Genomic DNA, 24,869 nt, shown 5'->3' with positions numbered 1-24,869 from the left:
CCAGAAGCGAAGGGACCGCTTGAGCTTTCCATGGCGCTGCCGCCCTCGAACCCCCTCCCGGACGCCGTCCTGCCCCGCCGCCTGGCGGCGATCGCCTTCGCGGACATCGTGGGCTACTCGATCCTCGCCGCCGCCGACGAGACGCGGACCGCCGCGCGATGGATGGCGATGTTCCGCGAGGTGGTGGCACCCGCCGCGGAGGCGCTGGGTGGGCGCATCGTGGATGTGCAGGGCGACGGCACGCTGGCCGAGTTCTCCGATGTCGCGGCCGCGCTGGAATGGGCGCGGCGGCTGCATGCGGCGGCCGAAGGCGCCGCCGACGCGCATGAGGCCCCCATCACCTTCCGGGTCGCGATCCATGCGGGCTCCGTCATCGTGGCGGGCGAGCGGATCATGGGCGATGTCGTGAACACCGCGGCGCGGCTGCAGGAATACGCGACGCCGGGCGGCACGCTGCTCTCGGCCGAAGCGGCGGCGCTGCTGGGCGGGGCGCTGCCGCCCGGCGCCCGGGAACTGGGCGAACTGCCCCTGCGCAACCTCTCACGCGCGGTCCGGGCCGTCTCGCTCGACCCGGCACGGCAGATGCCGGTGCCCCTGCCGCCCCCGCCCAGCCTGCTGCCCTCGGTCGTCGTCCTGCCCCTCGCCAATCTCTCGGGCGACCCGGCGGACGACCATCTGGCGGCCGGCGTGGTGGAGGATGTCACCGCCTCCCTCGCCGGGCTGCACGAGCTGTTCGTCGTGGCCCCCGAGAGCGCCCGGATGTTCCTCGGCCAGTCGCCCACACCGCAGCGCGTGGCGCGCGCGCTGGGTGTGCGCTTCGCCGTCGCGGGCTCGCTGCGGCGGCGTGGCGGCGGTTTCCAGGCGTCGCTCTGGCTGATGGAGACCGAGACGGGCGAGCAGCTCTGGACCGAACGGGTGGATGCGGCCGATCGCGACATCTTCGCCATGCAGGAACATCTGGCGGCGCGCGTGGTGCAGGGCGTGGCACCCTCCATCCGCGCCGCCGCGCTGCAGGCCGCCATGCGCAAGCGCCCCGAGAGCCTGACCGCCTATGACCACATGCTGCGCGGCATGCACACGCTCTCCTGCAGCGATCCCGAGCGGTTCCGCGCCGCGGGCGTGCACCTCGCCCGCGCGACGGCCGAGGATCCGGGCTTCTCCCTCGCGCTCGCCTGGCGGGGCTACTGGCACAACCTGCGGATCAGCATCGGCCTGTCGGACGACCTGGCAGCCGACCGCGAGGCCACCTTCGACCTGTGCGAGCGGGCGCTGGCGACCGACCCGCGCAACCCGCTGGCGCTGGCGGTGCTGGCGCACAACACCGCGCTGCTGCGGCAGGATTGCGCCACCGCGCAGGCGTTGTTCGACCGCGCCCTCCAGGCCTCGCCCAACAGCGCGATGGCGATGACGCTGTCGAGCGCCACCCTCGCCTATCTGGGCGAGGGCACGGAGGCGGTGCGGCGGGCTGAGCTGGGCCTCAGGCTCTCGCCGCATGATCCGCTGGGCTATGTGCAGCACCACCTGCTCGCCATGGCGCATTACCAGGCGGGGGACATGGCGCGGTCCGAGAGGCACAGCCGCATCTCGCTCGGCACCAATCCCGCCCATGGTTCGGCCTGGCGGACCTTCTGCGTGGCGCTGGCCGCGCAGGGGCGCATGGAGGAGGCGCGCCTCGCCTATCGCTCCATGCTCCGCATCGAACCCAACTTCGACCTCGCGGCCTATCTGCCACGGCTGCAGGTGTTCCAGAATGTGGAAATACGCGAGCGCATGTGCTTGCATCTCACCGCAGCGGCGGCAGGCAGCGGGGGACAGGAATGAGCGGTCCGGGCTTCACGGGCATGACCGGCATGACCGGCATGACGGGCATGACCGGCATGGCCGCAGGCGGCCAGGGCGCCGCCAGTGGCGACGGGCTGTTCCGCCCCCTGGTGATCACCCCCGACCGCGCGCCGCTGGGTGGCCTGCCGCCCGGCTCGCCCCTGCTCTTCCCGGCCACGCGCTGGATGCCCGTGAAGCCCGCCGATTGGCCACCCGTCACCCTTGGCGCGGCCTTCCGGGAGACCGACTGGGCGCCGGCCTTCTTCGTCAACACGCTGGTCGCGGAATTCAGCACGCAGCGCGTGGCGGGCACGGCGGCCGCGCATTGGACGGAGACGCTCTCCCTCCAGGATGACCGCTACGACCCCGTGGGCGACCAGGCGGTGATCCGCGCGGAGCTGGAGGAGCTGCGCGCGCTCACCGAATATCGCGGCGGCGCGCTGGACGAGGCGCTGGCCCAGCGCTGGGGGATCAAGAACTACCTGCGCGGGGTGCTGAACTTCTCGCCCGCCTCGCATCGCAACACGGCGCTGCTGATGGACCTGGCCGAGGCGGCGGCGGTCTTCACGCACATGTACTGGAAGCGGCGCTTCGCCCGGGCGCGCCCCTCCCGCATCGACCCCACGCTGCTGCCGCCGATCGAGGTGCCCGGGCACCCGGCCTATCCGAGCGGGCATGCGACGGAATCCATGCTGATCGCGCTGGTGCTGGAGCAGATCCTGCCGCCCGAGCTTTCGGCGGCAGGCGACGGCGCGCCGCTGCGGGTCATGGCGCGGCGCATCGCCCGCAACCGCGAGGTGCTGGGCGTGCATTATCCGAGTGACAGCTTCGTCGGCCAGAAACTCGCCGCGCGCACGCTGCCGCTGGTGCTGGCCTGCCCGAGCGTGGTGGGCGACGCCGCCGACCCGGCCGCCGAGCCCGCGCTGCGCCAGATGGCGGCACTGACGGTGGATGCGGCGGGGCGCTACGGCCCCGTGCCGCTCACGCTGCCGCAGTTGCCCGACGCCGCGGGCGGGGCGCCAAAACCGGTGGTGCTGGGCGCCGACGGCCTGCTGGCCCGCGCCCGGGCGGAGTGGACCTGACGCCCAGGATCGCGATCCGCTGACGCTGGATCACGATCCGCGCTTGATCAGAGGAGGATTCAGCGTTTCGGCGATTTCGCCGCAACGCATCATGCCCTAGCCCGCGACCTGGCAGGACTCGAAGCCGCGGCGCAACTGCGGCCGGTTCAGGTCACGGCCGATGAAGACGATCTTCGACTTGCGCGGATCGCCCTCTTTCCACGGGCCGATATAGTCGCCATCGGCGATCATGTGCACGGCCTGGAAGGCGAAGCGGCGATCCTCGTCCGGATAGGCGAGGATGCCCTTGGTGCGCAGCAGGTCCTGGCCCTTGGCGGCCAGCAGGTCGGTCATCCAGGTGTTGAACTTCTCGGGGTCGATCGGGCGGGAGACCTCGAAGGAGACGGAATTCACGTCGCTGTCATGCTCGTGATGATCCTCGCCCGAGAGGAAGTCCGGCTCGCGCACCAGGATGCGCTCGAGGTTGAAGGCGTCACGGCCGATCACGCTGTCGATCGGCGCGTCGGATTTGGTGCTGCGGATCAGTTCCACCATCGGGTTGATGGCGCGGATGCGGCGCTCGACCTCCACGGCCTCCGCCTCGCTCACCAGGTCCATCTTGTTGAGCAGGATGAGGTCGGCGAAGGCGATCTGTTCCTCGGCTTCCTTGGTGTCGTTCAGGCGGGCCAGAAGGTGCTTCGCGTCCACCACCGTCACGATGGCATCGAGCTTGGTGGCGCGCTTCACATCCTCATCCACGAAGAAGGTCTGCGCGACGGGCGCGGGGTCGGCGAGGCCCGTGGTCTCGACGATGATACCGTCGAACTTCTCGCGCCGCTTCATGAGGTTGGAGAGGATGCGGATGAGGTCCCCGCGCACGGTGCAGCAGATGCAGCCGTTGTTCATCTCGAACACCTCCTCATCGGCATCCACGACGAGGTCATTGTCCACGCCCAGCTCACCGAACTCGTTGATGACGACGGCGAATTTCTTGCCGTGGTTCTCGGTGAGGATGCGGTTCAGCAGCGTGGTCTTGCCGGCGCCGAGATAGCCGGTGAGGACGGTGACGGGGATCTGGTCGGGCATGGGGCTCGGGCTCCGCAAAGGGGGGCGACTATTCTGGTGCCTATATGGGCTGGCCCGGCCGGGAAGGCCAAGGGGGTGCGGGCCGCGGGGAGCCGGAACGACGACGCCCCCGGCCTCGGGTGAGGCCGGGGGCGCGTGGCAGGCTCAGCCCGGTGCGTCGGGCTCAGGCGGCTTCCTTGTGGATCGCATCCGCCAGCGTGGTGAAGATGCGGTCCACATGGGACTTCTCGATGATGAGCGGCGGGCTGAGGGCCACGATGTCGCCCGTCACGCGCACCAGCAGCCCGTCATCGAAGCAGCGGCGGAAGACGCGGTTGGCGCGCTCGGTCGGCTTTCCGGGCAGCGGCGCCAGCTCGATCCCCGCGATCAGGCCGTGGTTGCGGATGTCGATCACATTGGGGGCGGAGCGCATCGAATGCGCCGCCTCCTGCCAGTAATCCTCGATGGCGCGGACGCGGCCGGGCAGGTCGTCGCGCACATGGATGTCGATCGCGGCGAGCGCCGCGGCGGCGGCCAGCGGGTGGCCGGAATAGGTGTAGCCGTGGAAGAACTCGATGCCGGCCGCGGTGCCGCCGATGATCGTCTCGTAGATGTCGTTCTTCACCGCGACGGCGCCCATGGGCACGGCGGCGTTGGTCAGCCCCTTGGCCATGGTCATGATGTCCGGCGTCACGCCCAGGCGCTCGCTGCCGAAATGCGTGCCGATGCGGCCGAAGCCCGTGATGACCTCGTCGAAGATGAGCAGGATGCCGTGCTTGTCGCAGAGCTCGCGCAGGCGCTTGAGATAGCCCACCGGCGGCACCAGCACGCCGGTGGAGCCGGCCAGCGGCTCGACCATCACGGCGGCGATGGTGTCGCCATGCAGGGTCACCAGGCGCTCCAGCTCATCAGCGAGATGCGCGCCATGGGCGGGCAGGCCCTTGGAGAAGGCGTTCTGCTCGGGCAGGTGGGTGTGCGGCAGGTGATCCACATAGGGCAGCATGGCGCCGAACTGCTTGCGGTTGGGGCCGATGCCGCCGACCGACATGCCGCCAAAGCCCACGCCGTGATAGCCGCGCTCACGCCCCACGAGGCGCACGCGCTGCGCCTGGCCGCGGGCGCGCTGATAGGCGAGCGCGATCTTCAGCGCGGTGTCGGCGCTCTCGCTGCCGGAATTGGTGAAGAAGACGCGGTCCAGCCCTTCGGGCGTCAGCTCCGCCACGCGCGCCGCCGCCTCGAAGGCGATGGGATGGCCGAGCTGGAAGGTGGGGGCGAAGTCGAGGATGGCGGCCTGCTTCTGGATCGCCTCGGTGATCTCGCGCCGGCCATGGCCGGCATTGCAGCACCAGAGGCCGGCGGTGCCGTCCAGGATCTCCCGCCCCTCAGGCGTGAAGTAGAGCATGCCTTCCGCGCGGGCGAGCAGGCGCGGCGTGTCCTTGAAGTACTTGTTGTCCGAGTAGGGCATCCAGAAGGCGTCGAGGTTGTTCGGACGCGGGATGGAGAGTTCGTTCATGGCGGCGGGCTCCTGGACCGGATCGGATCGCCGCCATACTGCGCCAACGGGGACGTCCGGGCCAGACATCCCCGTGGCAAAAAGCACCCGCGACATGCCCCGGCCGGACGCGGCCAGGGCATGGCTGCCCTGCGTCAGAGCACGAAGTCGGTGTTCACCAGCACATGCAGCCCGGTCAGCAGGATCACCGCCTCCGCCGCGCCGCCATCGCCCTGGTCGATCTCGATCCAGGTGTCGGTGGCGGTCTGCGACTGGCGGATGGAGCCCTGGCCGCCGCCCAGGAAGGCGTTGCCCGCCACCAGGGTGAAGGCCTGGTCGCCCGCCAGGGTCAGGTTGGCGTCGATTGCCGAGAGGTCCAGCATGTCGCCCTGGGCCCAGGCGAAATCCACCACCCGGTCCGCGCTCGCCGCCGCGCTCTCGCTGAGCGCGGTCCAGGCGAAGCGATCGGCCCCGGTGCCGCCGGTCATGGAGTCGCGACCGGCGCCGCCGAGGATGGTGTCGTTGCCACCGCCGCCCGCCAGCGTGTCGTTGCCGGCCCCGCCCTCCAGGCGGTTGGCGCCGCCATCGCCGGTCAGGCGGTCATTGAACCCGCCGCCGGTCAGGTTCTCGATGCCGGCATAGGTGTCGCCATTGGCCTCGCCCTGCGTGCCGAGACCGGTGGCGAGGTTCGCGGTGACCGCGCCGGTGGCATCGCGGAAGCTCGCCGTGTCGTTGCCGGCGCCGCCATCCAGCGCGTCACCGCCGGTGCCGCCGACCAGCAGGTCATCGCCCAGCTGGCCTTCCAGCGTGTCCGCGCCGGCCAGGCCGACCAGGGTGTCCTGACCCTGCAGGCCCTCGATCAGATCATTGGCCGTGGTGCCGGTCAGACTGTCATTGCCGACGCCACCCTGGATCGGCGCACGCTCGGTCGGCAGGGGCGCGACCAGCGTGCCCGGCACGAAGGTGATGCCGGGCAGCGGGCCGCCCATGGTCAACGGCGGGCCCTGGTAGCTGTGCAGGATGATCGCGCTGTCCTGGCCGAAATACAGCACCGGCATGGAGTTCCAGGTGCCGATCGCGGTCGGCCCGCTGATCCCGTAGATGGTCAGCCGGTCGCCCTCGGCCGCGTTGAAGGCGTAGAGAATGTCCACGCCGTCGCCGCGCTGGTAGACGTAGCTGTCCGCCCCGGCATCGCCCTGCACGCTGTCGCCGATCACCACATTGGTGAAGGCGCCGGCGACCAGGCGGATGGTGCCGGTGTCGGTGCCGCCCGCCATGGTGTCGCGGCCGATCGAGCCGCGGATGTCGTCATTCCCGGCTCCGCCGATGACGATGTCGTCACCCTCGTTGCCGGTCATGCTGTCCTGGCCGGAGCCACCGAACATGGTGTCGTCGCCCAGCTCGCCCTGCATGTTGTCGTTGCCGGCGCCGCCCTCTTCCCAGTCGTTGTCGTCGCCGCCCTCGATCACGTCATCGCCGTCGCCGCCGAAGAGGACGTCATTGCCGCGGTTGCCGTGGACATTGTCGTTGCCGCGGCCACCCTGGACCTTGTCATTGCCATTGCCGCCGAAGACCGCGTCATTGCCGTCATTGCCCTGCAGGCAGTCATCACCGTCGAGGCCCTGCATGGCGTCATTGCCGGCCAGGCCGTCAATGTGGTCCGCGCCCGCGGTGCCGACCGTGTTGTCGGCACCGGGCGTCAGCAGCGTGGTGGGCAGGTCGCAGGCGCCGACGACATTGGGGATGAAGCCGGCATCGACCGTCGTCAGGTCCTGGTCCTGGACGAGGGTGTAGCTGCCCGTCCGGCCGCCCGCGCCGGCATCGCTGTCACCCGCGTCATCCCCGCTGTCGCGCAGGGTCGGCGTGAAGCCGCCCGGGGTCACGAACTCGACGCTGTAGTTGCCGGGGCGGAGATTGCCGAAATTGTAGAAGCCGCCTGCATCCGTGGTGGTGGTCGCCGCCACGCCGCCCGTCGCATCGAGCAGGCGCACGGTGACGCCGGCGATGCCCGGTTCCTCCGCATCCTGCCGGCCGTCACGGTCCAGATCGGCCCAGACGCGGTCGCCGATGGAGGCGGCCAGGAGCAGCCCGGCGTCGCGGGTGTTGTTCGTCTGGCCCGAGGTCAGCGTGATGCGGCCGGTGCTGCCATTGGTCGGGTTGGCGTCGCTGTCCAGCGCGTCATTGCCGGCGTCGCGCGTCGTGAAGACCGTCCCGCCCGGCGCCACGAAGCGCACGCTGTAGGTGCCCGGCAGCAGGTTGGCGAAGCTGTAGGCGCCGGCCGCATCCGTCGCCGTGGTGGCGATGACGGTGCCACCCGCGTCGAGCAGGCGGACGGTGATGCCGCGCGCATTGGGCTCGCCCGGGTCCTGCAGGCCATTGCCGTTGCTGTCCATCCAGACGCGGTCGCCGATGGCGACGCGCTGGAACAGGCCGGCATCCAGATCCGTCCGGGCATCGCCCGAGAAGATCATGGTCGGCACGATCACGCCCGCGCCATTCGCGTCGCTGTCGCGCGCCTCGTCCCCGCCCTGGTCGATGGGCGAGGTCTCGTAGCCCGAGGGCCGCTCCACGCGCACGCCATACTGGCCGGGTGCCAGGTCACCGAAGCTGTAGAGGCCGCTGCCATTGGTGGTGGTGCTGCTGATGACGGTGACGCCATCGGCGGCCAGCAGGCGCACCGTGATGCCCGCAAGGCCGGCCTCGCCCGGATCCTGCACGCCATTGGCGTTCAGGTCATGCCAGACGCGGTCGCCCAGGCTGGCCGGGACATAGACGCCCGCATCCACGTCGCGCGTGGTGGTGGCGGGCACAACGCTGACCAGGCCGGTGACGCCGCTCGTCACGTTCGGGTCGCTGTCCACCGTGTCATTGCCGCCCTGGTCCTGCAGGGTGAGCTTCAGGCCGGAGGGCAGGACGAACTGCACGCGATACTGGCCGGCCACCACCTCGTCGAAGAGGTATTCGCCATTGGCGTTGGTGGTGGTGGTGCGGCCGGTCGGCGTGCCGTCCGCGTTCAGCAGGTTGACCGTGATGCCGGCGCGCGAAGCCTCGCCGGCTTCCTCAAATCCATCGCCATCGCGGTCCACCCAGACACGGCCGGTGAGCGCGCCGAGCTCGACGATCGCGGCGTCCACGCTGTCGTCAATCTCGCCCGATTCCAGGCTGATGACGCCGGTGCGGCCGGTGGTCGGGTTGGCGTCGCTGTCGCGGGCATCGTTGCCGCTCTGGTCCTGCTTGCCGATGGCGCGGTTGAGCGGCGCCACGAATTCCACGCGGTAGTCGCCAGGGGCCAGGTTGTTGAAGCTGTAGGCGCCCGCGCCATCGGTGGTGGTGGTCAGCCCGGTCGGCGTGCCATCGGCGCGCAGCAGCCGCACCGTGACGCCGGCGACGCCGCCCTCGCCCGGATCCTGGTCGCCGTCATTGTTGGCGTCGAGCCAGACGAAATTGCCGATGGAGCCGGTGCGGTAGAGGCCGCCATCCACCGTGTTCTCCACCTCGCCGGAGACGAGGTTCACCACATCGGTCCGGCCATTGGCGGCGATGTCGCTGTCGCTGCCTTCGGCGCCGCTGTCCTTCAGCGTCGGGACATAGCCGGGGCGGGTGATCTCCACGCGGTAGTCGCCCGGGGCGAGCTGCGTGAAGCTATATCCGCCGGTGGCATCGGTGATGATCGGCGAGACGCCCGAGACCGGGGTGCCGTCGGCGTTCAGCAGGCGGACGGTGGCGCCGGCGAGGCCAGGCTCGCCCGGATCCTGCTGACCATTGCCGTTCATGTCCTCGAAGACGCGATCGCCGATCGAGGCCGGGCGATAGACGCCGGCATCGAGCGAATAATCCTCGCCGCCCGAGCGCAGCGTGACCGTCTCGGTCTTTCCGGTGGTGACGTTGGCGTCGCTGTCCACCGCGTTGTTCAGGCCGATATTGGCCTTGGTGAAGGGCGTGCCCGCATTCGGCGTGAATTGCACCGAATAGGTGCCGGGGCGCAGATCATCGAACAGGTAGTTGCCGTTCGCGTCCGTGACCGTGGTGCGGCCGGTGGGATTGCCGGAGGCATCCAGCAGCGCCACGACGCGGCCGGCGATGCCGCCCTCACCGGGGCCGCCCTGCAGGCCATCCCCGTTCACATCCTCGAAGAGGGTGCCGCCGAGCTTGGCGCCCTTGAAGAAGCCGGCATCCAGCCGCGCCTCGTTCTGGTCGCTCACCAGGGTGAAGGCGTCGCTGCGGCCGGTGCCGTTCACGTCGCTGTCGGTCGCCTCATTGGCGTTGGAACCGGCATTCTGCGTCGAGGCGGTGAAGCCCGCGGGCAGGACCTGCACGGAGTAGCTGCCGGGGATGAGGCCAGTGAACTGGTAGAAGCCATCAGCGCCCGTGGTGGTGCTGAAGAGGACAGTACCGCTGCTGTTCAGCAGCAGCACCGTGGCGCCGACGATGCCGGTGGCGCCGTCATTCTGCAGGCCGTCGGCGTTCATATCCTCCCAGACGCGGTCGCCGATGGTGGCGAGCTTGTAGAAGCCGCCGTCCACGTTGCGGACATTGTCGCCGCTCGCCAGCGTATAGACGGGCGTGATGCCGGAGCCCTGTGCCGCGTCGCTGTCCGTCGTGTCCGGGCCGGTGTTGTCCAGCGTGCGCTTGAAGCCGCCGCTCTCGTCGAAGCGGACGCGGTAGCTGCCGGGGATCAATCCATCGAAGAGGTAGGAGCCATCCGGCCCCGTCGTCGCCGTGCGCCCGGTCGAGGTGCCATCGGCATTCAGCAGGGTGACAAGGATGCCGGCCAGCACCGTGTCGCCCACATTGCGCTGGCCATTGCCGTTCACATCGGTGAAGGCGATGCCGCCGAGCGAGGCGCGCACCACCTGCACCGCCTCATTCTCGGTGACCGTGGTGGGCGAGGAGCCGGGCGCCACCGCATAGGGGTTCACCGGCACGGAGGAGACGACCTGACCCTGGTTGTCCAGCACCTTGCCCGCGGTGTTCCCCGCGATGTCGGCCACCTTGGCCACCACGCGGAACACCACCTGGTCACTGGCGGTGACGACGTTGTCGAAGGGATTGAGGACGTCGCCCAGGTTGAAGGAGAGCGTGCGCGTGGCGGCATCATAGGTGCCCGCCGCGCCGATGCTGAGCGCCGAGCCGGTGATGCCACCCAGCGAGACCAGCTCGCTGCTGACGAGGTCGAGCCCCGTGGGCAGCACGTCACGCAGCACGATGCGCTGCGCGCCCTCGCCCAGGGTGGCGGTGACCAGGAAGGTCGCCTCTTCGCCGATGCCCACCGCATTGCCGACCGTGGCGCCGAGCGAGGTGGAGACCAGGGTCTTCACCACCGTATTCACGATGTCGGTCGTCAGCACCGCCGGATCGGTCTCGGTGACCGAGACGCCGAGCACGGGGGCGGAGCTGTAGGTGACGCTGGCCGTGTTCGTGATGGCCTGGCCATCCACGATATTGCCGGCGAGACGCGCCTGGTAGGTGATGACGACCGGCGCATCGCCCAGCAGGAACTGGTTGAGCGTGAAGCCGATATTGCCGCCCGCCTCGGTAATGGTGCCGCGCGAGGCGGTGGCCGAGCCGGCCACCAGCGAGACGCCGGCGGGAATGACGTCGGAGAGATTGACCAGATAGGCGGGCGAGGTGCTCCCCGAGGCGTGGCTCAGCGTGATCTGGTAGGTCACGAGGTTCCCGGCATCGCCGCCATTGCCGGAGATCACGTCCTTGGCGATGACAAGGTCGGGGCGGACGATGTCGATCGCCGCAGGATCGGAGACGGTGGCGAGGCCAGGATTGCCGGGCGCCGGCCCGAAGGTCTGCGCGACGCCGGTGTTGGTCAGCGTGCTGCCGGCCGTGGCCGTCGTGGCGACGCGCGCGTTGACCAGGATGGTGATGGTGTCGCCCGCGTCGCGATCATTGTCGCCGGCATTGACGATGGTGCCGAAGTCGAAGGCATAGGCGCCACCCGGGAAGGTGATCGGGCCCGAGCCCACGGCCAGGGCGGAGTCGCTGATGCTGGCGCCGATGCTCTCGACCGAGGCGCTCTCGAAGATCAGGCCGTTGGGCAGCGTGTCGGAGATGATCAGCCGCTGCGTGCCCTCGCCCACCGTGACGGTCAGGCGATAGGTGACAGTCTCGCCGGGCGCGGCGTCCGGATTGCCCGCATTCACAAAGCCCGAGCCGGTATTGGCATCGCCGGTCGCGATCACCGACTTGTCGATGGTCGGCGCCAGGACGACGATACGGCTCTCGGTGTCCTGGATGTTGTAGCTGCGGCTGGCGAGATCCTCGGCCGCCGTCGGGTTCAGCGGATCCACCGGATCGGCCGGGTTGGTGTCGTAGGTCAGGCGGGCGGTGTTCGCCAGCACCTGGCCGGGCGTCACCGTGTCCAGCGCGCGGGCCTGGTAGGTGATGGTGACAGTGGCGGAGCCCAGCGCGTAGCGGTCCGTGCTCCAGGAGATCGCATTGCCGATATTGCTGATGCTGCCGGTGGAGGCCGCGAGCGTGCCGGCCACCAGCACCATCCCGGCCGGGATCAGATCGGTCAGCGCGAGGTCGTAGGCGGGCGCGTCCGAGTTGGCGTCGTGGCGGATGGTGATGCTGTAGTTCACCAGCGCACCGGCATCGAGCGGCTGGTCGGGGGCGGCGAGCGTCGAGAACTTGTCGATGACCAGCAGCGGCTCGACCACGTCCACATCCACGGTGGAGGTGTTGCTCGTGCTGCTCGGCGTGCCGGCCGTGCCGGTCTGCGCGCTGGCGGAGTTGGACAGCACGTCGCGGTCCGCATTGGCGGCCAGGTCGGTGACGATGGCCTTCAGGCGCAGCACGATCACCTCGGCATCGGTGTCCGCATTCACCAGCGTGTTGCGGACATTGCCGAAGTTCAGCGTCCAGGTGTCGTTGCTGTTGTTGTTGCCGGTATTGGCCGAGGTGATGGTCGGCGCTCCGATCACGCCGCCCGAATAGGTGGTCAGCGCGGAGCCGACGGAGACGACCTCGATGGAGCCCGGGACGAGCTGGAGGTAGCCGTTGCGGCTGCCCGTCGCATCCTCCAACGCGTCGATGATGCGCAGGTTGGGGCTGTCGCCCTCCGGCAGGCGGACGCGGATCTCGTAGGTCACCTCCTCGCCGATGGCGAGGTCCGGCTTGCCGCTGTCATGCCGGTCGAGCGGCGCGGTGCCCTCGGCGGCGGGGCCGCGCGTGTCGGCGTTGGAGGTGGCGATGATGGTCTTGGTGACGCTGGGCGCGACGATGGTGACGGTATGGGCATCCGTCACGGTGTTCACGCGGTCATCGGGGCTGCCCGTATTGTCCATCGAGCTGCCGCTCGCGGTGGCGGTGTTGTCCAGCTTCTCGCCGGCATCCGTATCCGCCTTCACGACGACGTCGAACCTGATGGTGACCTTCTCGCCGGGGTCGAGGTAGTCGATCACGTAATCCACCGGGCTCACGCCCAGATTGGTGATGCGGCCCGCAGCCACGCCCGTGATGCTCAGCGTGGCGCCCTGGTAGATGGCGTCCAGCTGCACATCGGTCAGCAGGTCCTTGATGCTCACATCCCAGGCGCGGGCGGTGTAGTCGTTGGTCGCTCCGCCGGCGGCGGGCACGCCCCTGTTCTCGACGGTGATGGTGTACTTGATGGTGTCGTGCGAGTCGGCCGTCGTCCTGTCGGCCGTCTTGTCGATCGAGAGGTTGGGGGCCACGACCTCGATATTGGTGGTGGCCGTGGTCTCGGCGCGCGGACCGCCATTCGGATTGGCGGCGCTGACCTTCACCGTGTTGACGAGCACATCGCCGCGGACGTTGTCCGCGTGATCCTTCACGCGCGCATCCACCTCCAGCGTGACGGTGGCGGCCTGGGTCCCCAGCGTATTCGCGGTGTTCAGCACATCTCCAAAGACGAAGGCGACGCGGTCGTTGCCGTTGACGCCGTCGCTGTCGGACAGGGTGATGACCGGCGTGTCGTCGAAGGTGCTCCCGGCGCCCAGACCGGTGACGCCAATGAAGCGGGCGTCCAGCATTTCCATCACGCCGCCGCCATTGGCGTTGGAAGTCGGGAGCCAGTCTTCCACGCGGAAATCGGTCATCCGGCCTTCCGGCACGGTGACGGTGATGCGGTAGGTGACCCGCTCGCCGATCGTGGCATCGGTCAGGCTGTCATTCCCGGCCAGGTTGCCGGTATGGCTCTCACTGGTCGAGAAGACCGCCTTGACCGGCGTCGGCGCCTGGGTGGTGACAACGGCCGTGTCCGTCAGCGTGCCGCCGGGCGCATAGGGCGTGCGGTCAATGCCGCCTTCCATGGCGGCGAAATGCTCGATGGTGGCGGTGTTGGTCAGGTTGGCGCCGAAGGCCGCGACATTGTCCACCAGCTCGAGGTCATAGGTGATGACGACGATGTTGTCGCCGCTCGTCGCGTTGAAGGCGCCGATGCTGCCGCTGTTGGTCGCGTCATCCAGGCGCAGGCCGCCCGCCGTGTCGAACAGGCCGCCACCGACCAGCGTATAGGTCAGCACATTGCCCGCGCCATCGGTGACGCGCAGGTTCAGGCCACCCGCCGGGATCTCGAAGCCGGGCGGCAGCGTGTCGTGGATCAGGACGTCGAAGGCGCCCTTGAGCGAGGAGCCGGTGTTCTCCACCACGATGGCGAAGGAGACGCGGTCCCCCGCATCGGCGCCGCGCAGGTTGGCGTCGATCGGCGCGACGTCGAGGTTGGTGCTGTTGATGACGCCGCTGAAGCGGTTGCCCGCGCTGCCGGGCGCGGTGAAGGTCACGGGCCCGACGGAGCCCGTGGTGGTCGCTGCCAGGTTGGTGTCGGCGATGACGCCCTTCTTGATGTTCAGCTCGGGCTCGCCCAGCACGAACTGGACGATGGCGTTGTCCTGGAATTCGGTGCCGAAGCTGTTGGTCTCGGTGCTGGTGACCTGGTTGGTCAGCAGGAGCCCGTCGCCGAATTCCTCGTCGCCCACCACCACGGTGAAGAGCAGATCAATGGTGGAGGAGGGATTGCCCGGCGCGACCGCGTCGCCGAAGTCGAAGGTGAGCGAATTGCTCGCGCTGTCATAGCTGATGCTGGGCAGCGTGGTCGGATCGCCCGAGCTGTCATAGGTGGCGCCCGGGCCCCACTTGGCCTGATTCACCCCCGGCGTCGCGCCATTCACCAGATCGGTGAAGGTCATGCCGGAGATGGCCTTGAGCACGGGCAGCGGCAGGTAGTCGCGCAGCTGCACGTCATGCGCGCCGGTCAGCGGCATGTCGAGCTTCAGGCGGAAGGTGATGGCATCGCCGGCCGAGACGGGGCCCGGCGTGAAGGCGGTGTTGCCGTTGATGGCATAGATGGCCTTGGAGACGTTGCTCACCGGCAGGCTCACGCCGGCGCCGCTGTCATCGGCCTTGTAGTTGTTGTGCTCATCCACGACGCCGCCGAAGTCGATGCCGTTGGAGAGCGGGTCGCCCTGGTCCACCAGCGGCTCGTTGGACGGCGCCGGGCTGGTCGAGATGTAGCTCTGCTCGATCGTGCTCTGGAACTTCACCAGGACGGTCGCCTGGTTCTCGATGCCGCCGGGGCGGCCGTTCAGCACATCGTCGATGCCGCGGTCCCGCATCTCCTGCGAGATGTTGAAGGTGATGGTGGAGATGCCCGTCGCCGGGTCGCGCACCACGTTGATGTTGCTGCTGGCGATGGTGCCGGTGAAGAGCGTGGTGCCGCCCTCGCGCATCGTGATGCTGACAGCCTTGCTGGCGTCGAAGACCTGGCCGTCACCGAGTTTGTCGATGAGGATCAGGTCATCCATGTTGAAGTAGTTGGAGACCTGGCCGTCCAGCGTCCACTCCAGGTTCTCGCCGGCCTTCAGCGTGGTGACCGGCGCGACCGACTTCTGCACGGCGATGGACTTCGCCGTGATCACATCCTCCGGGCCGGCCGGGTTGATGGCGAAGACCTGGATCGGGTCGCGCGCATCGGTCGGGTCCCAGGTGGCGTCGAGGCGCGCGTTGTTCTCCAGCACGCGGAAGGCGCCCGTCACCGGATCGAGCACGGGCGTCACGCCGTCGCGCAGGAATTCGGGGACGTAGAACTCGATCTTCAGCGTGGGCACGCCGCCGACGCCGCCGGTGTAGCTGCCGCTGAAGTCGGCGCGCACCTCGCCCGTCGCGTTATCAAAGAAGGTGGTGCCGGTGCCGTTCACGATGGAGACGGACTTGATGAAGGTGCCGTCCGGCATGCTGTCGCGCAGCGTCAGGCCGGTCATCGTCTGGCCATCGGCGATCAGCGCCTTGACCAGCCATTCGCGCGGATAGGAGGGGCCGGTCGCCGTCTCCTGCTCGGGGCCGACATATTCCACATCCACCGCGATGACGGTGGGGGTGATGGCGAGGCCGGCGCTGGGGCCGAAGACGGGCGAGTCGGTCGCGGGGTTTACCAGCGGATCGAGGCCATAGGCGAAGCCACCGCTGGCCTGGAGGTTCAGCGGCGTGCCGAGATCGGCCGAGCTCGAGACCTGCAGCTTCACCTCGACATCGGCCGCGGTCTGGTCCGGCGTGAAGCTGCCGAAGGGCAGGCGCAGGACGACCAGCGTCTCGCCCGGAATGCCGCTGATGGTGAGCGGATTGCCCGCCGCGTCCCTGCTGAAGGGATGGATCACGGTCCCGCTGGCCGGGAACTCGATGATCCATTGCTCGAGCGCGGCGCCGAGATGGGTAGCGCCCAGGAAGATCACGCCGTCATTGGCCGTCGCCCCCGCGCTGCCAAAGCCAGCCCCGTCCGCGCCATTCGTGGGCAGGATCAGGTTGATGTAGGGCGAGTAGCCGACGTTGGAGCCAGGGGCGGCGTCCGGGATGTTGTCGAAGCGGACCGTGAGGGTCTGCTGGCCTCCGATCGGTGCGTTCAGGGTCGAGCCGGCGAGGAACGTGACGATCGGACGAGCGGACATATTTTTTGCCTCCAGACGGGGACCGCGGGGGCGGCTGCGAACTCCCGTTAAGAGGATTTTTACAGATTTTGAGATTATACGTCAATGATCCCAGGCATGGATCTGTCCGCGAGATGATTTTTTAAGACAACCTCACCCTGGCGGGAAGGTTTCCGCGTGAAGTCCAGGAAACGGCGCGTTTTGCATCGAAACTTGGCCGGACTGACCTCCGTCAGATCGAGGCTGTCAAGCGCGTCATCTGTTTTTTTGAATCATTTATTTTGTTTCGAGATGGCTTTGATCTCGGATCTACGCCAAGACTCAAGACCGAGGCGTCCAAAATGATGAGACGCGCTGCCCGGTCAGAGGGGGGCGTGCCAGATCGTCGCCTCGCCCGCAACCGCGCGGGCGTCAGCCGCCGCCACAGCCCTCGCGCCGCAAGCCCCGGGGGGCCGCCGCCGGCGGCGCCTGCACCAGCGTCACCACGCAGCCCGCATAATCCCGGGTGAAGCGCCAGTCCGAGACGCCGGAATGGCCGCGCGCCGGGCCCGAGGCCCAGAGCGCCAGCGTCGGAACGCTGCGCCGCTGGGCCAGCGCCGCCACGATCTGCGCACGCTCCTCCGGCGAGGGGTCGAACTCGTCGCGCTCGAAGAGCATGACGGCGAGGCGTGTGCGGCGCTCGTTCAGGCCGGCGACCACGCGGCGGAAATCCTCGAGCGCCACCGCGCGCTGCTCAGGCCGCTCGCCATGCGCGGCGGGGGCGGCGGCCAGCACCGCGTCCACCAGGTCTGGCCGTTCCGAGGCGGCCTGGATGGCCTGCCAGGCGCCGCGCGACTGCCCGCCCAGGATGATGCGCCGATAGCCCGCCTCGCGCAGCGCCGGCAGGGCGCGCACCAGGCGCGGCAGGGTGACGAAGAGGTTGTCGTCCCCCGGGTGGCGGTCGAAGCGGAAGATGTCGAAGCCGGCCTCGTTCAGCGGCGTGACCATGCCGGGCAGGGCATGGCCGCGGTGATCCTCCTCGGCGCCGCCATAGCCATGCGCCCAGATCACGGCGCCCTCCGCGGCGCGGGGGCCGCGATGCAGATGGAAGGGGCTGCGGGTGAAGGGGCCGATGCCGCCACGCTCCGGGCTCACGCTCGGCGCGCCGGGCTGCGGCTCTCCGGTCGGGCCGCGCAGGTCGCCATCCACGGCGAGAATCCGGCAGGGGCTGCCCACGCCCTCGCCCCGCATGCGGGTGAGCTGGCGCGTGCAATTGGCCATGGCGGCGCGCTTCGCCTCCTCCGGGCTGTCATGGCCCGAGACCATGGACCAGGCAGCGCGACCATCCGGACCCTGTGCGAAGGCGAAGGCCGCATGCGGCACGGCGCCGCGGTAGTGCTGCGTGAAAGAGATGGAGAGGCCGGTGGAGGGCAGGGCCACGGGAATGCTCCGGGCCGAGAAGAAGCGGGCATGCGCCGCCTCATCCGCCCGGGCGGGAAGGCCGGCCAACAGCAGCCACGGGATCAAAAGCCAGCGCATGGGGGGCAGTTTGGCATAAATTGGCTCGCCGCAAGCCTGCCCGCCGCCTTGAGATGCCCGGCCGGGGGCTCTATTCACCTTCCATCATGCCTGACACGCCCCAACCCATCCAGACTGACGCCCGCTACGACTTCGCCGCCGCCGAGCCCCGCTGGCAGCAGGCCTGGGAGGCGGCGCGCTGCTTCTCCGTGCCCGACGTGCCGCCGGCCGGCGCCAAGAAATACTATGTGCTGGAGATGTTCCCCTACCCCTCGGGCAAGATCCACATGGGGCATGTGCGGAACTACACGCTGGGCGACGTGGTGGCGCGCTACAAGCGGGCGCAGGGCCATATGGTGATGCACCCGATGGGCTGGGACGCCTTCGGCCTGCCCGCCGAGAACGCGGCGCGGGAGCGCGGCACCCATCCGGCGAAATGGACCTACGCGAACATCGCCAACATGCGCGCCGAGCTGAAACGCATGGGCCTCTCGCTGGAATGGGATCGCGAATTCGCCACCTGCGACCCGGAATACTACGGCCAGCAGCAGAAGCTGTTTCTCGACTGCCTGCAGGCGGGCCTGGTCGAGCGCAAGGAGAGCTGGGTCAACTGGGACCCGGTGGATGGCACCGTGCTGGCCAATGAGCAGGTGATCGACGGCAAGGGCTGGCGCTCGGGCGCGCCGGTCGAGAAGAAGAAGCTCAGCCAGTGGTTCTTCGCCATCACCAAGTTCGCGCCCGACCTGCTGGAGGCGCTGGACGGGCTCGATCGCTGGCCGGAGCGCGTGCGCCTGATGCAGGCCAACTGGATCGGCCGCAGCGAGGGCGCGCGCGTGCGCTTCAAGCTGGCCGCGCCCGTGGATGGCCCCGGCGAAAGCATTGAGGAGGTGGAGGTCTTCACCACCCGGCCGGACACGCTGTTCGGGATGAGCTTCCTCGCCGTCGCCGCCGAGCATCCGCTGGCCGCCGCCGCTGCCCAGCGCTCGGCCGAGGCCGCCGCCTTCATCGCCGAATGCCGCGCGATGGGCACGAGCGAAGTCGCGATCGAGCAGGGCGAGAAGAAGGGCTTCGACACCGGCTTCACCGTCAGGCACCCCTTCACCGGCCAGGAATACCCGGTCTGGATCGCGAATTTCGTGCTGATGGAATACGGCACGGGGGCCATCTTCGGCTGTCCCGCGCATGACCAGCGCGACCTGGACTTCGCGCGCAAATACGGGCTCTCCGTGACGCCCGTGGTGCTGCCCAATGGGGCTGACGCCGCGACCTTCACCGTGGGCAACGAGGCCTTCACGGAGGATGGCATCAGCTTCAACTCGGACTTCCTGAACGGCCTCGATGTCCCGGCCGCCAAGCGCGCCGCCATCGCCCGCATCGAGGAACTCGGCCAGGGCCAGGGTGTGACCAATTGGCGCCTGCGCGACTGGGGAGTCTCCCGCCAGCGCTACTGGGGCTGCCCCATCCCGGTCATCCATTGCGATGATTGCGGCGTGGTGCCGGTGCCGGCGGATCAGCTCCCCGTCGTGCTGCCCGAGGATGTGGATTTCTCGAAGCCCGGCAATCCGCTGGACCACCACCCGACCTGGCGGCACGTGAACTGCCCGAGTTGCGGCAAGCCGGCCCGGCGCGAGACCGACACCTTCGACACCTTCGTGGACAGCTCCTGGTATTTCGCGCGCTTCTGCTCGCCCCGCGCGGCGCAGCCGGTGACGAACGCGGCCGTGGATGCCTGGCTGCCGGTGGACCAGTATATCGGCGGCATCGAGCACGCGATCCTGCACCTGCTCTACAGCCGCTTCTTCACCCGCGCCATGAAGGCGACCGGCCATGTGAAGCTGGACGAGCCCTTTGCCGGCCTCTTCACCCAGGGCATGGTCACCCATGAGAGCTACAAGGGCGCCGATGGCCGCTGGCTCTACCCCGAAGAGGTCGAGAAGCGCGCCGACGGCACCGCCGTGGTCAAGGGCACGGAAGAGCCCGTGACGGTCGGCCGCATCGAGAGCATGTCCAAGTCGAAGCGCAACACGGTGGACCCGGGCGCCATCATCAACCGCTACGGCGCCGACACCGCCCGCTGGTTCATCCTGAGCGACAACCCGCCCGAGCGCGACATGGAGTGGTCGGAATCCGGCGTGGCCGGCGCCAGCCGCTTCATCGGCCGCATCTGGCGCCTCGCGCAGAACATGAGCGAAGCCGACAAGCCGGACGAGGCGGTGGGCAAGAAGCTGCGCCAGGCCACGCACCGCGCCATCGCCGCCGTGACCGAAGCGCTGGAGGCCTTCACCTTCAACGTGGCGGTCGCCAAGATCCACGAACTCGCCAACACCATCGGTGACAGCGCCGCGGCCCCGCTGGCCGCACGGCGGGAGGCGATGGAGGCCCTGGTGCGGCTGAGTGCGCCGATGATGCCGCACCTCGCCGAGGAAATCTGGGCGCTGCTGAACCCCGGCCAGGGGCTGGTCGCCACCCTCCCCTGGCTGGAGGCGGACCCCGCCCTGCTGCGGGCCGAGACGGCCACGCTCGCCGTGCAGGTGCTGGGCAAGCTGCGCGGCACCATCGAGGTTGCGGTGGACGCCACGGATGAGGAAGTCTTCGCCCTGGCCGAGGCCGAGCCCAATGTCATCCGCGCGCTGGACGGCAAGCCGGTCAAGAAGCGCATCCATGTGAAAGGCCGGGTGGTCAATCTTGTCATCTAGACGCGCGCTCCTCGCCGCCCCGCTGCTGGCGCCCCTGATGGCCCTGGGCGCCTGCGGCTTCCGTCCGCTCTACGGGCCGAACGGCGAGGGTGGCACGGGCGCTGCCGTGGCGGCCAATGAGCCGAACCTGGCCGAGGCGCTGGCCTCGGTGCGCGTCGGCCTGATTCCCGAGCGCAACGGGCAGCTCATGCGGCGCGCGCTGCAGCGCCAGCTTGAGGGCAGCCGGCCCGGCGTGCAGTCGCGCTATGACCTGGAGGTCACGCTCGTCTACGCGACAGAGGTGCTGGGCTACCAGACGGACGGCCTGGCCACGCGCGTGCGGGTCGTCGCCTCGGCCAATTGGGTGCTGGCGACGCAATCCGTGCCGCGCGAGGTGGTGGACCGCGGTTCGGCGCGCACGGTGGATGCCTACAACCTGCCCAACCTGCAATTCTTCGCCTCCGACGCCTCGCGCGAGGACATGGAGCGCCGCCTGGTGGCGGAGCTGAGCCAGCGCGTCACCGTCGGCGTCGCGGTTGCGCTGCGGCGCCGGATGGCGAGCGCGGCCACGAGCTGAGGGCCATGGTCGCGAAGCTCGAGCCGCGGCGCCTTCCGGGCTTCCTGGCCGACCCGCCGGCCGAGTGCCGCGTCGTCCTGCTCATCGGCGATGATGCGGGGCTCGTGAATGAGCGCGCGGCCATGCTGGTGCGCGCGGTCGCCGGGGATGATCCCATCTGCATCGCGGAACCCCCGCGCGAGGCGGCGCGCGACCCCGGCTCGCTGGCGGGCGAGGCCGCTTCCGTGCCGCTGATGGGGGGCCGCATGGCGATCCGCCTGCGCGATGCGCGCGATGCCTGGGCCGAGGCGGTGAAGGGCGCGCTGGCCGGGCCGGGGCCGGGCCTCGTCATCATCGAGGGCGCGGGTCTCACCGGGAAGTCCAAGCTGAAGGCGCTGGTGGCGGCCGATCCGCGCGGCCAGGTCATCGAATGCTATGCGGAGCGCGGGCGGGACCTCGCCGCCTCCATCACGCGCATCCTCAGCGAGCTGGGTGCCGCGGCCGAGCCCGCGGCGCTGGACTGGCTGACCGAGCGCGCCGGCGAGGACCGGATGGCCATGCGCCGCGCGCTGGAAGTGCTGGCGCTGCATGCGGAGCCAGGGAGCCGCATCACGGTCGAGGATGCCATGGAACTGCTGGGCGAGGGCAGCATGCTCGACCTGGACGAGGCGCTGATGGCGGCCTCGCTGGGCGAGGTGGCGGCGGCGGACCGCGCCATCGCCAAGGCCTTCGGCGAGGGTGCCAACCCGGTGCAGGTGCTGCGCGCCGCGCTCCGCCACACGCAGCGGCTGCACATGGCGCGGCTGGCGATGGAGGGCGGCGCCTCGGCCGACGAGGCGGTGGGCGCGCTGCGGCCGCCGGTCTTCTGGAAGGCGAAGCCGGCGATGACACGGGCGCTGTCGCGCTGGTCCGTGGCACGGCTGGAGGCGCTGGGCGCCGCACTGCTGCGCGCCGAACGCCAGGCGAAATCCACCGGCCTGCCGGATGAGACGGTGGCGCGGCAGGTGGTGCTGGGCCTCGCACGGAGTGCAGCGAGGTAAGCCTCGCAGAGCGCGGCAAGGTGAGCGGAGGAATGCGAGAGGGCTTTGCCGTCTCGCGCTCTCCCACCAGGAAACCCGTTTCTTGGACCTTCGTTCAGCACGCCGTCAAAGGCGGAAACGTCCTTCGAAGACGGGCACACAGCGGCCCGCGACCTTGGCGCGGATGCCATCGGCCCCACGGAAGGCCGAGGCGCTGAGCAGGCTCGGCCGCCCCATCTGCACCCCCTGCGTGATCTCCAGGCTCAGCCTTGGCGCATCGCCCAGCGACAGCAGCAGCGCCACGAGCGGCGTGGCGGCACTTCCCGTCGCAGCATCTTCGACCGTGCCCGAGAGGGGCGAGAACATGCGGGCATTGACCCGCGCCTCCCCCGCCCGCGCATAGAGGTAGAGCGGCAGGCGGCGCGGCCCGAGATGCGGGAATTCGGCCGCCGCCGCCGCGAAACGCGCGAGGTCCGGCTTGGCACGGGTGAGCGCTTCGCCCGTCACCTCCGCCAGCACGAAGGAATTGCCGACCGAGGCCATGACGGGGCGATGCGCGGAGGTCAGCACATCCGCCTCGCTGAGCCCGACGCAGCCGGCCACCAGCGCGGCCGGCATCTCGGGCCCCAACGAGAGCGGCTGCGGCGCGCCGATCTCGGCGCCGGTCACGGCACCCACGGCATCGCGCAGCACCGTCACCGCGACGAGGCCGGCGATCTCCTCGAAGCGCAGCAGCCCATCCGTCGCGCGATCCGCCAGGACGAATCCGGTGCCGACATTGGGGTGGCCAGCGAAGGGCATCTCCGCCACGCGATTGAAGATGCGCACTCGGGCCGTGTTGCCGGGGTTCTCCGGCGGCAGGACGAAGGTGGTCTCGCTCAGGTTCAGTTCGGCCGCGAGCGACTGCATCTGCGCATCGGTCAGGCCACGCGCATCGGGAAAGACGGCGAGCTGGTTGCCGCCGAAGCGCGTGTCTGTGAAGACATCCAGCGTGACGAAATCCCAGGCGCTCACAGCGTCATCTCCACCATCACGGGCACGTGGTCGCTGGCCTTCTCCCAGCCGCGCGCAGGCTTCAGGATCTCGTGCCGCGCGAGCGCGCCGCGCAGGTCCTGGCTGACCCAGACGTGATCGAGCCGCCGGCCGCGATCCGCCGCCTCCCAATCCTTCGCGCGGTAGGACCACCACGTGTAGAGCTTCTGCTCGGCCGGCACGAAGTGGCGCAGCGCGTCATGCCAGTCGCCCGCGCGCATCCAGCCCTGCAGCGCCTCGACCTCGATCGGCGTGTGGGAGACGACGTCGAGCAATTGCTTGTGCGACCAGACATCATGCTCCAGCGGCGCGATGTTCAGGTCGCCCACCAGCACCGAACGGCGCAGCGGGGCCTGCTGCGCAAACCAGGCGGTGGCCTCGGCGATGAGATCGAGCTTGTGCGCGAATTTCGGATTGGCTTCGCGGTCCGGGATGTCGCCGCCGGCGGGGACGTAGAAATTGTGCAGGTCCAGCGGGCCGGAGGGCAGTGCGAGCGTGACGCCGACATGGCGGCAATCGCCCTTCATGCACCAGTCAGGATCATTCGCGCGCGCCGTGAAGGGAATGCGCGAGAGCACGGCGACGCCGTTATAGCCCTTCATGCCGCGCGCCATCACATGCTCGAAGCCAAGCGCCCGGATGCCCTCATGCGGGAAGAGCTCATCCGGGCATTTCGTCTCCTGCAGGCAGAGGACGTCGGGCCTCAGCGCGGCGTCGAGATCGGCCAGCAGGGGCAGCCGGAGACGGACGGAGTTGATGTTCCAGGTGGCGATGCGCAGCGCGGACAAGGGCGGGACTCGCTGATCGTGAGCCCCATCTCTGCCGCGCCGCGCCGCCTTTGGGAAGTCAGGTCGCGGCTTCCACCTTGTCCTGCGTCTTCGTCTCGAAGTCGCTCGCGTCATGCCGCTCGCGCAGCTGGCCCTCGGGCTCGCCCACCATGCGGTTCACCATGCGGCCGCGCTTCACGGCGGGGCGGGCATGGATCTGGTCGGCCCAGCGCAGCACGTTCTTGTATTCGTGCACCGACAGGAACTCGGCAGCGCCGTAGGACCAGCCCTTCACCAGCCCGCCATACCAGGGCCAGACGGCAATGTCGGCGATGGTGTAGTCGGGGCCGGCCAGATATTCGCTCTCGGCCAGGCGGCGGTCCAGCACGTCGAGTTGGCGCTTCACCTCCATGGCGAAGCGGTCGATCGGATATTCCTGCTTGGTCGGCGCATAGGCGTAGAAATGGCCGAAGCCACCGCCGAGATAGGGCGCGCTGCCCATCTGCCAGAACAGCCAGGAGAGCGTCTCGGCGCGGGCCGCCGTCTCGGTCGGCAGGAATTCGCCGAACTTCTCGGCGAGATGCATGAGGATCGCGCCGCTCTCGAAGACGCGGATGGGCTTGGGCCCGCTGCGATCCATCAGGGCGGGGATCTTCGAGTTGGGATTCACCGCGACGAAGCCGCTGCCGAACTGGTCGCCCTCGCTGATGCGGATCAGCCAGGCGTCGTATTCGGCGCCCTTGTGGCCACGCGCCAGCAGCTCCTCCAGCATCACGGTCACCTTCACGCCATTGGGCGTGCCGAGCGAGTAGAGCTGGAGCGGATGCTTGCCGACCGGCAGCTCCTTCTCATGCGTCGGGCCCGCGATGGGGCGGTTGATGTTGGCGAAGCGGCCGCCATTGGCCTTCACCCAGGTCCAGACCTTGGGTGGGGTGTATTCGGGGGCGTCGGTCATGCAGGGACTCCGTTGCGATCGGCGATCATGTGGGGTC

The 24,869-nt window shown here is 69.3% G+C and carries 12 protein-coding genes; 5 read left to right on the top strand and 7 right to left on the bottom strand.

From position 1 onward, the window contains the following. Positions 1-30 precede the first annotated feature (30 nt). On the top strand, positions 31-1,821 hold the full coding sequence (locus R9Z33_RS05150; RefSeq protein WP_318650230.1) for a hypothetical protein: 1,791 nt from the start codon (positions 31-33) through the stop codon (positions 1,819-1,821). Further along, positions 1,818-2,903 (top strand): phosphatase PAP2 family protein, encoded by a 1,086-nt coding sequence (locus R9Z33_RS05145; protein WP_318650229.1) that lies wholly within the window; start codon positions 1,818-1,820, stop codon positions 2,901-2,903. The genes R9Z33_RS05150 and R9Z33_RS05145 overlap by 4 nt, the downstream gene beginning before the upstream one ends. Before the next feature lie 96 nt (positions 2,904-2,999). Here R9Z33_RS05145 and R9Z33_RS05140 read toward each other — a convergent pair whose 3' ends face one another. The 4 genes from R9Z33_RS05140 to R9Z33_RS05125 form a co-directional block, all read right to left on the bottom strand. Next, on the bottom strand, positions 3,000-3,968 hold the full coding sequence (locus R9Z33_RS05140; RefSeq protein ID WP_318650228.1) for a CobW family GTP-binding protein: 969 nt from the start codon (positions 3,966-3,968) through the stop codon (positions 3,000-3,002). Between the two features lie 163 nt (positions 3,969-4,131). Continuing rightward, positions 4,132-5,460 (bottom strand): aspartate aminotransferase family protein, encoded by a 1,329-nt coding sequence (locus tag R9Z33_RS05135; protein WP_318650227.1) that lies wholly within the window; start codon positions 5,458-5,460, stop codon positions 4,132-4,134. Between the two features lie 134 nt (positions 5,461-5,594). Next, positions 5,595-16,352 (bottom strand): SdrD B-like domain-containing protein, encoded by a 10,758-nt coding sequence (locus R9Z33_RS05130; RefSeq protein ID WP_318650226.1) that lies wholly within the window; start codon positions 16,350-16,352, stop codon positions 5,595-5,597. Between the two features lie 390 nt (positions 16,353-16,742). Then, complete coding sequence (locus R9Z33_RS05125; protein ID WP_318650225.1) at positions 16,743-17,849, bottom strand: alpha/beta hydrolase; 1,107 nt, start codon at positions 17,847-17,849, stop codon at positions 16,743-16,745. Between the two features lie 86 nt (positions 17,850-17,935). Between R9Z33_RS05125 and leuS the strand changes: the two genes are divergently transcribed. From leuS to holA, 3 genes are read left to right on the top strand one after another with little or no spacing between them, the layout of a single operon-like run. After that, positions 17,936-20,524 (top strand): leucine--tRNA ligase, encoded by a 2,589-nt coding sequence (gene leuS / locus R9Z33_RS05120; protein ID WP_318650224.1) that lies wholly within the window; start codon positions 17,936-17,938, stop codon positions 20,522-20,524. Next, the gene (lptE, locus tag R9Z33_RS05115; protein WP_318650223.1) at positions 20,514-21,080 is read left to right on the top strand and encodes an LPS assembly lipoprotein LptE; all 567 of its coding nucleotides are present in this window, start codon (positions 20,514-20,516) and stop codon (positions 21,078-21,080) included. Before leuS ends, lptE begins: the two co-directional genes overlap by 11 nt. Positions 21,081-21,085: 5 nt before the next feature. After that, the gene (holA, locus tag R9Z33_RS05110) at positions 21,086-22,099 is read left to right on the top strand and encodes a DNA polymerase III subunit delta (RefSeq protein ID WP_318650222.1); all 1,014 of its coding nucleotides are present in this window, start codon (positions 21,086-21,088) and stop codon (positions 22,097-22,099) included. Positions 22,100-22,204: 105 nt separating this feature from the next. Here the strand turns inward: holA and R9Z33_RS05105 are convergent, their stop codons facing one another. From R9Z33_RS05105 to yghU, 3 genes are read right to left on the bottom strand one after another with little or no spacing between them, the layout of a single operon-like run. After that, on the bottom strand, positions 22,205-23,092 hold the full coding sequence (locus tag R9Z33_RS05105; RefSeq protein WP_318650221.1) for a PhzF family phenazine biosynthesis protein: 888 nt from the start codon (positions 23,090-23,092) through the stop codon (positions 22,205-22,207). Continuing rightward, positions 23,089-23,898, bottom strand: coding sequence for an exodeoxyribonuclease III (locus R9Z33_RS05100; protein ID WP_318650220.1), 810 nt, complete (start codon positions 23,896-23,898; stop codon positions 23,089-23,091). The genes R9Z33_RS05105 and R9Z33_RS05100 overlap by 4 nt, the downstream gene beginning before the upstream one ends. 58 nt (positions 23,899-23,956) lie before the next feature. Then, positions 23,957-24,832 (bottom strand): glutathione-dependent disulfide-bond oxidoreductase, encoded by an 876-nt coding sequence (gene yghU / locus R9Z33_RS05095; RefSeq protein ID WP_318650219.1) that lies wholly within the window; start codon positions 24,830-24,832, stop codon positions 23,957-23,959. Positions 24,833-24,869 lie beyond the last annotated feature (37 nt).

The organism is Sediminicoccus rosea (genome assembly GCF_033547095.1).
In the GTDB taxonomy this organism is placed as follows: Bacteria; Pseudomonadota; Alphaproteobacteria; order Acetobacterales; family Acetobacteraceae; genus Roseococcus; species Roseococcus rosea.
This window is presented reverse-complemented; position numbering and strand designations above follow the sequence as displayed.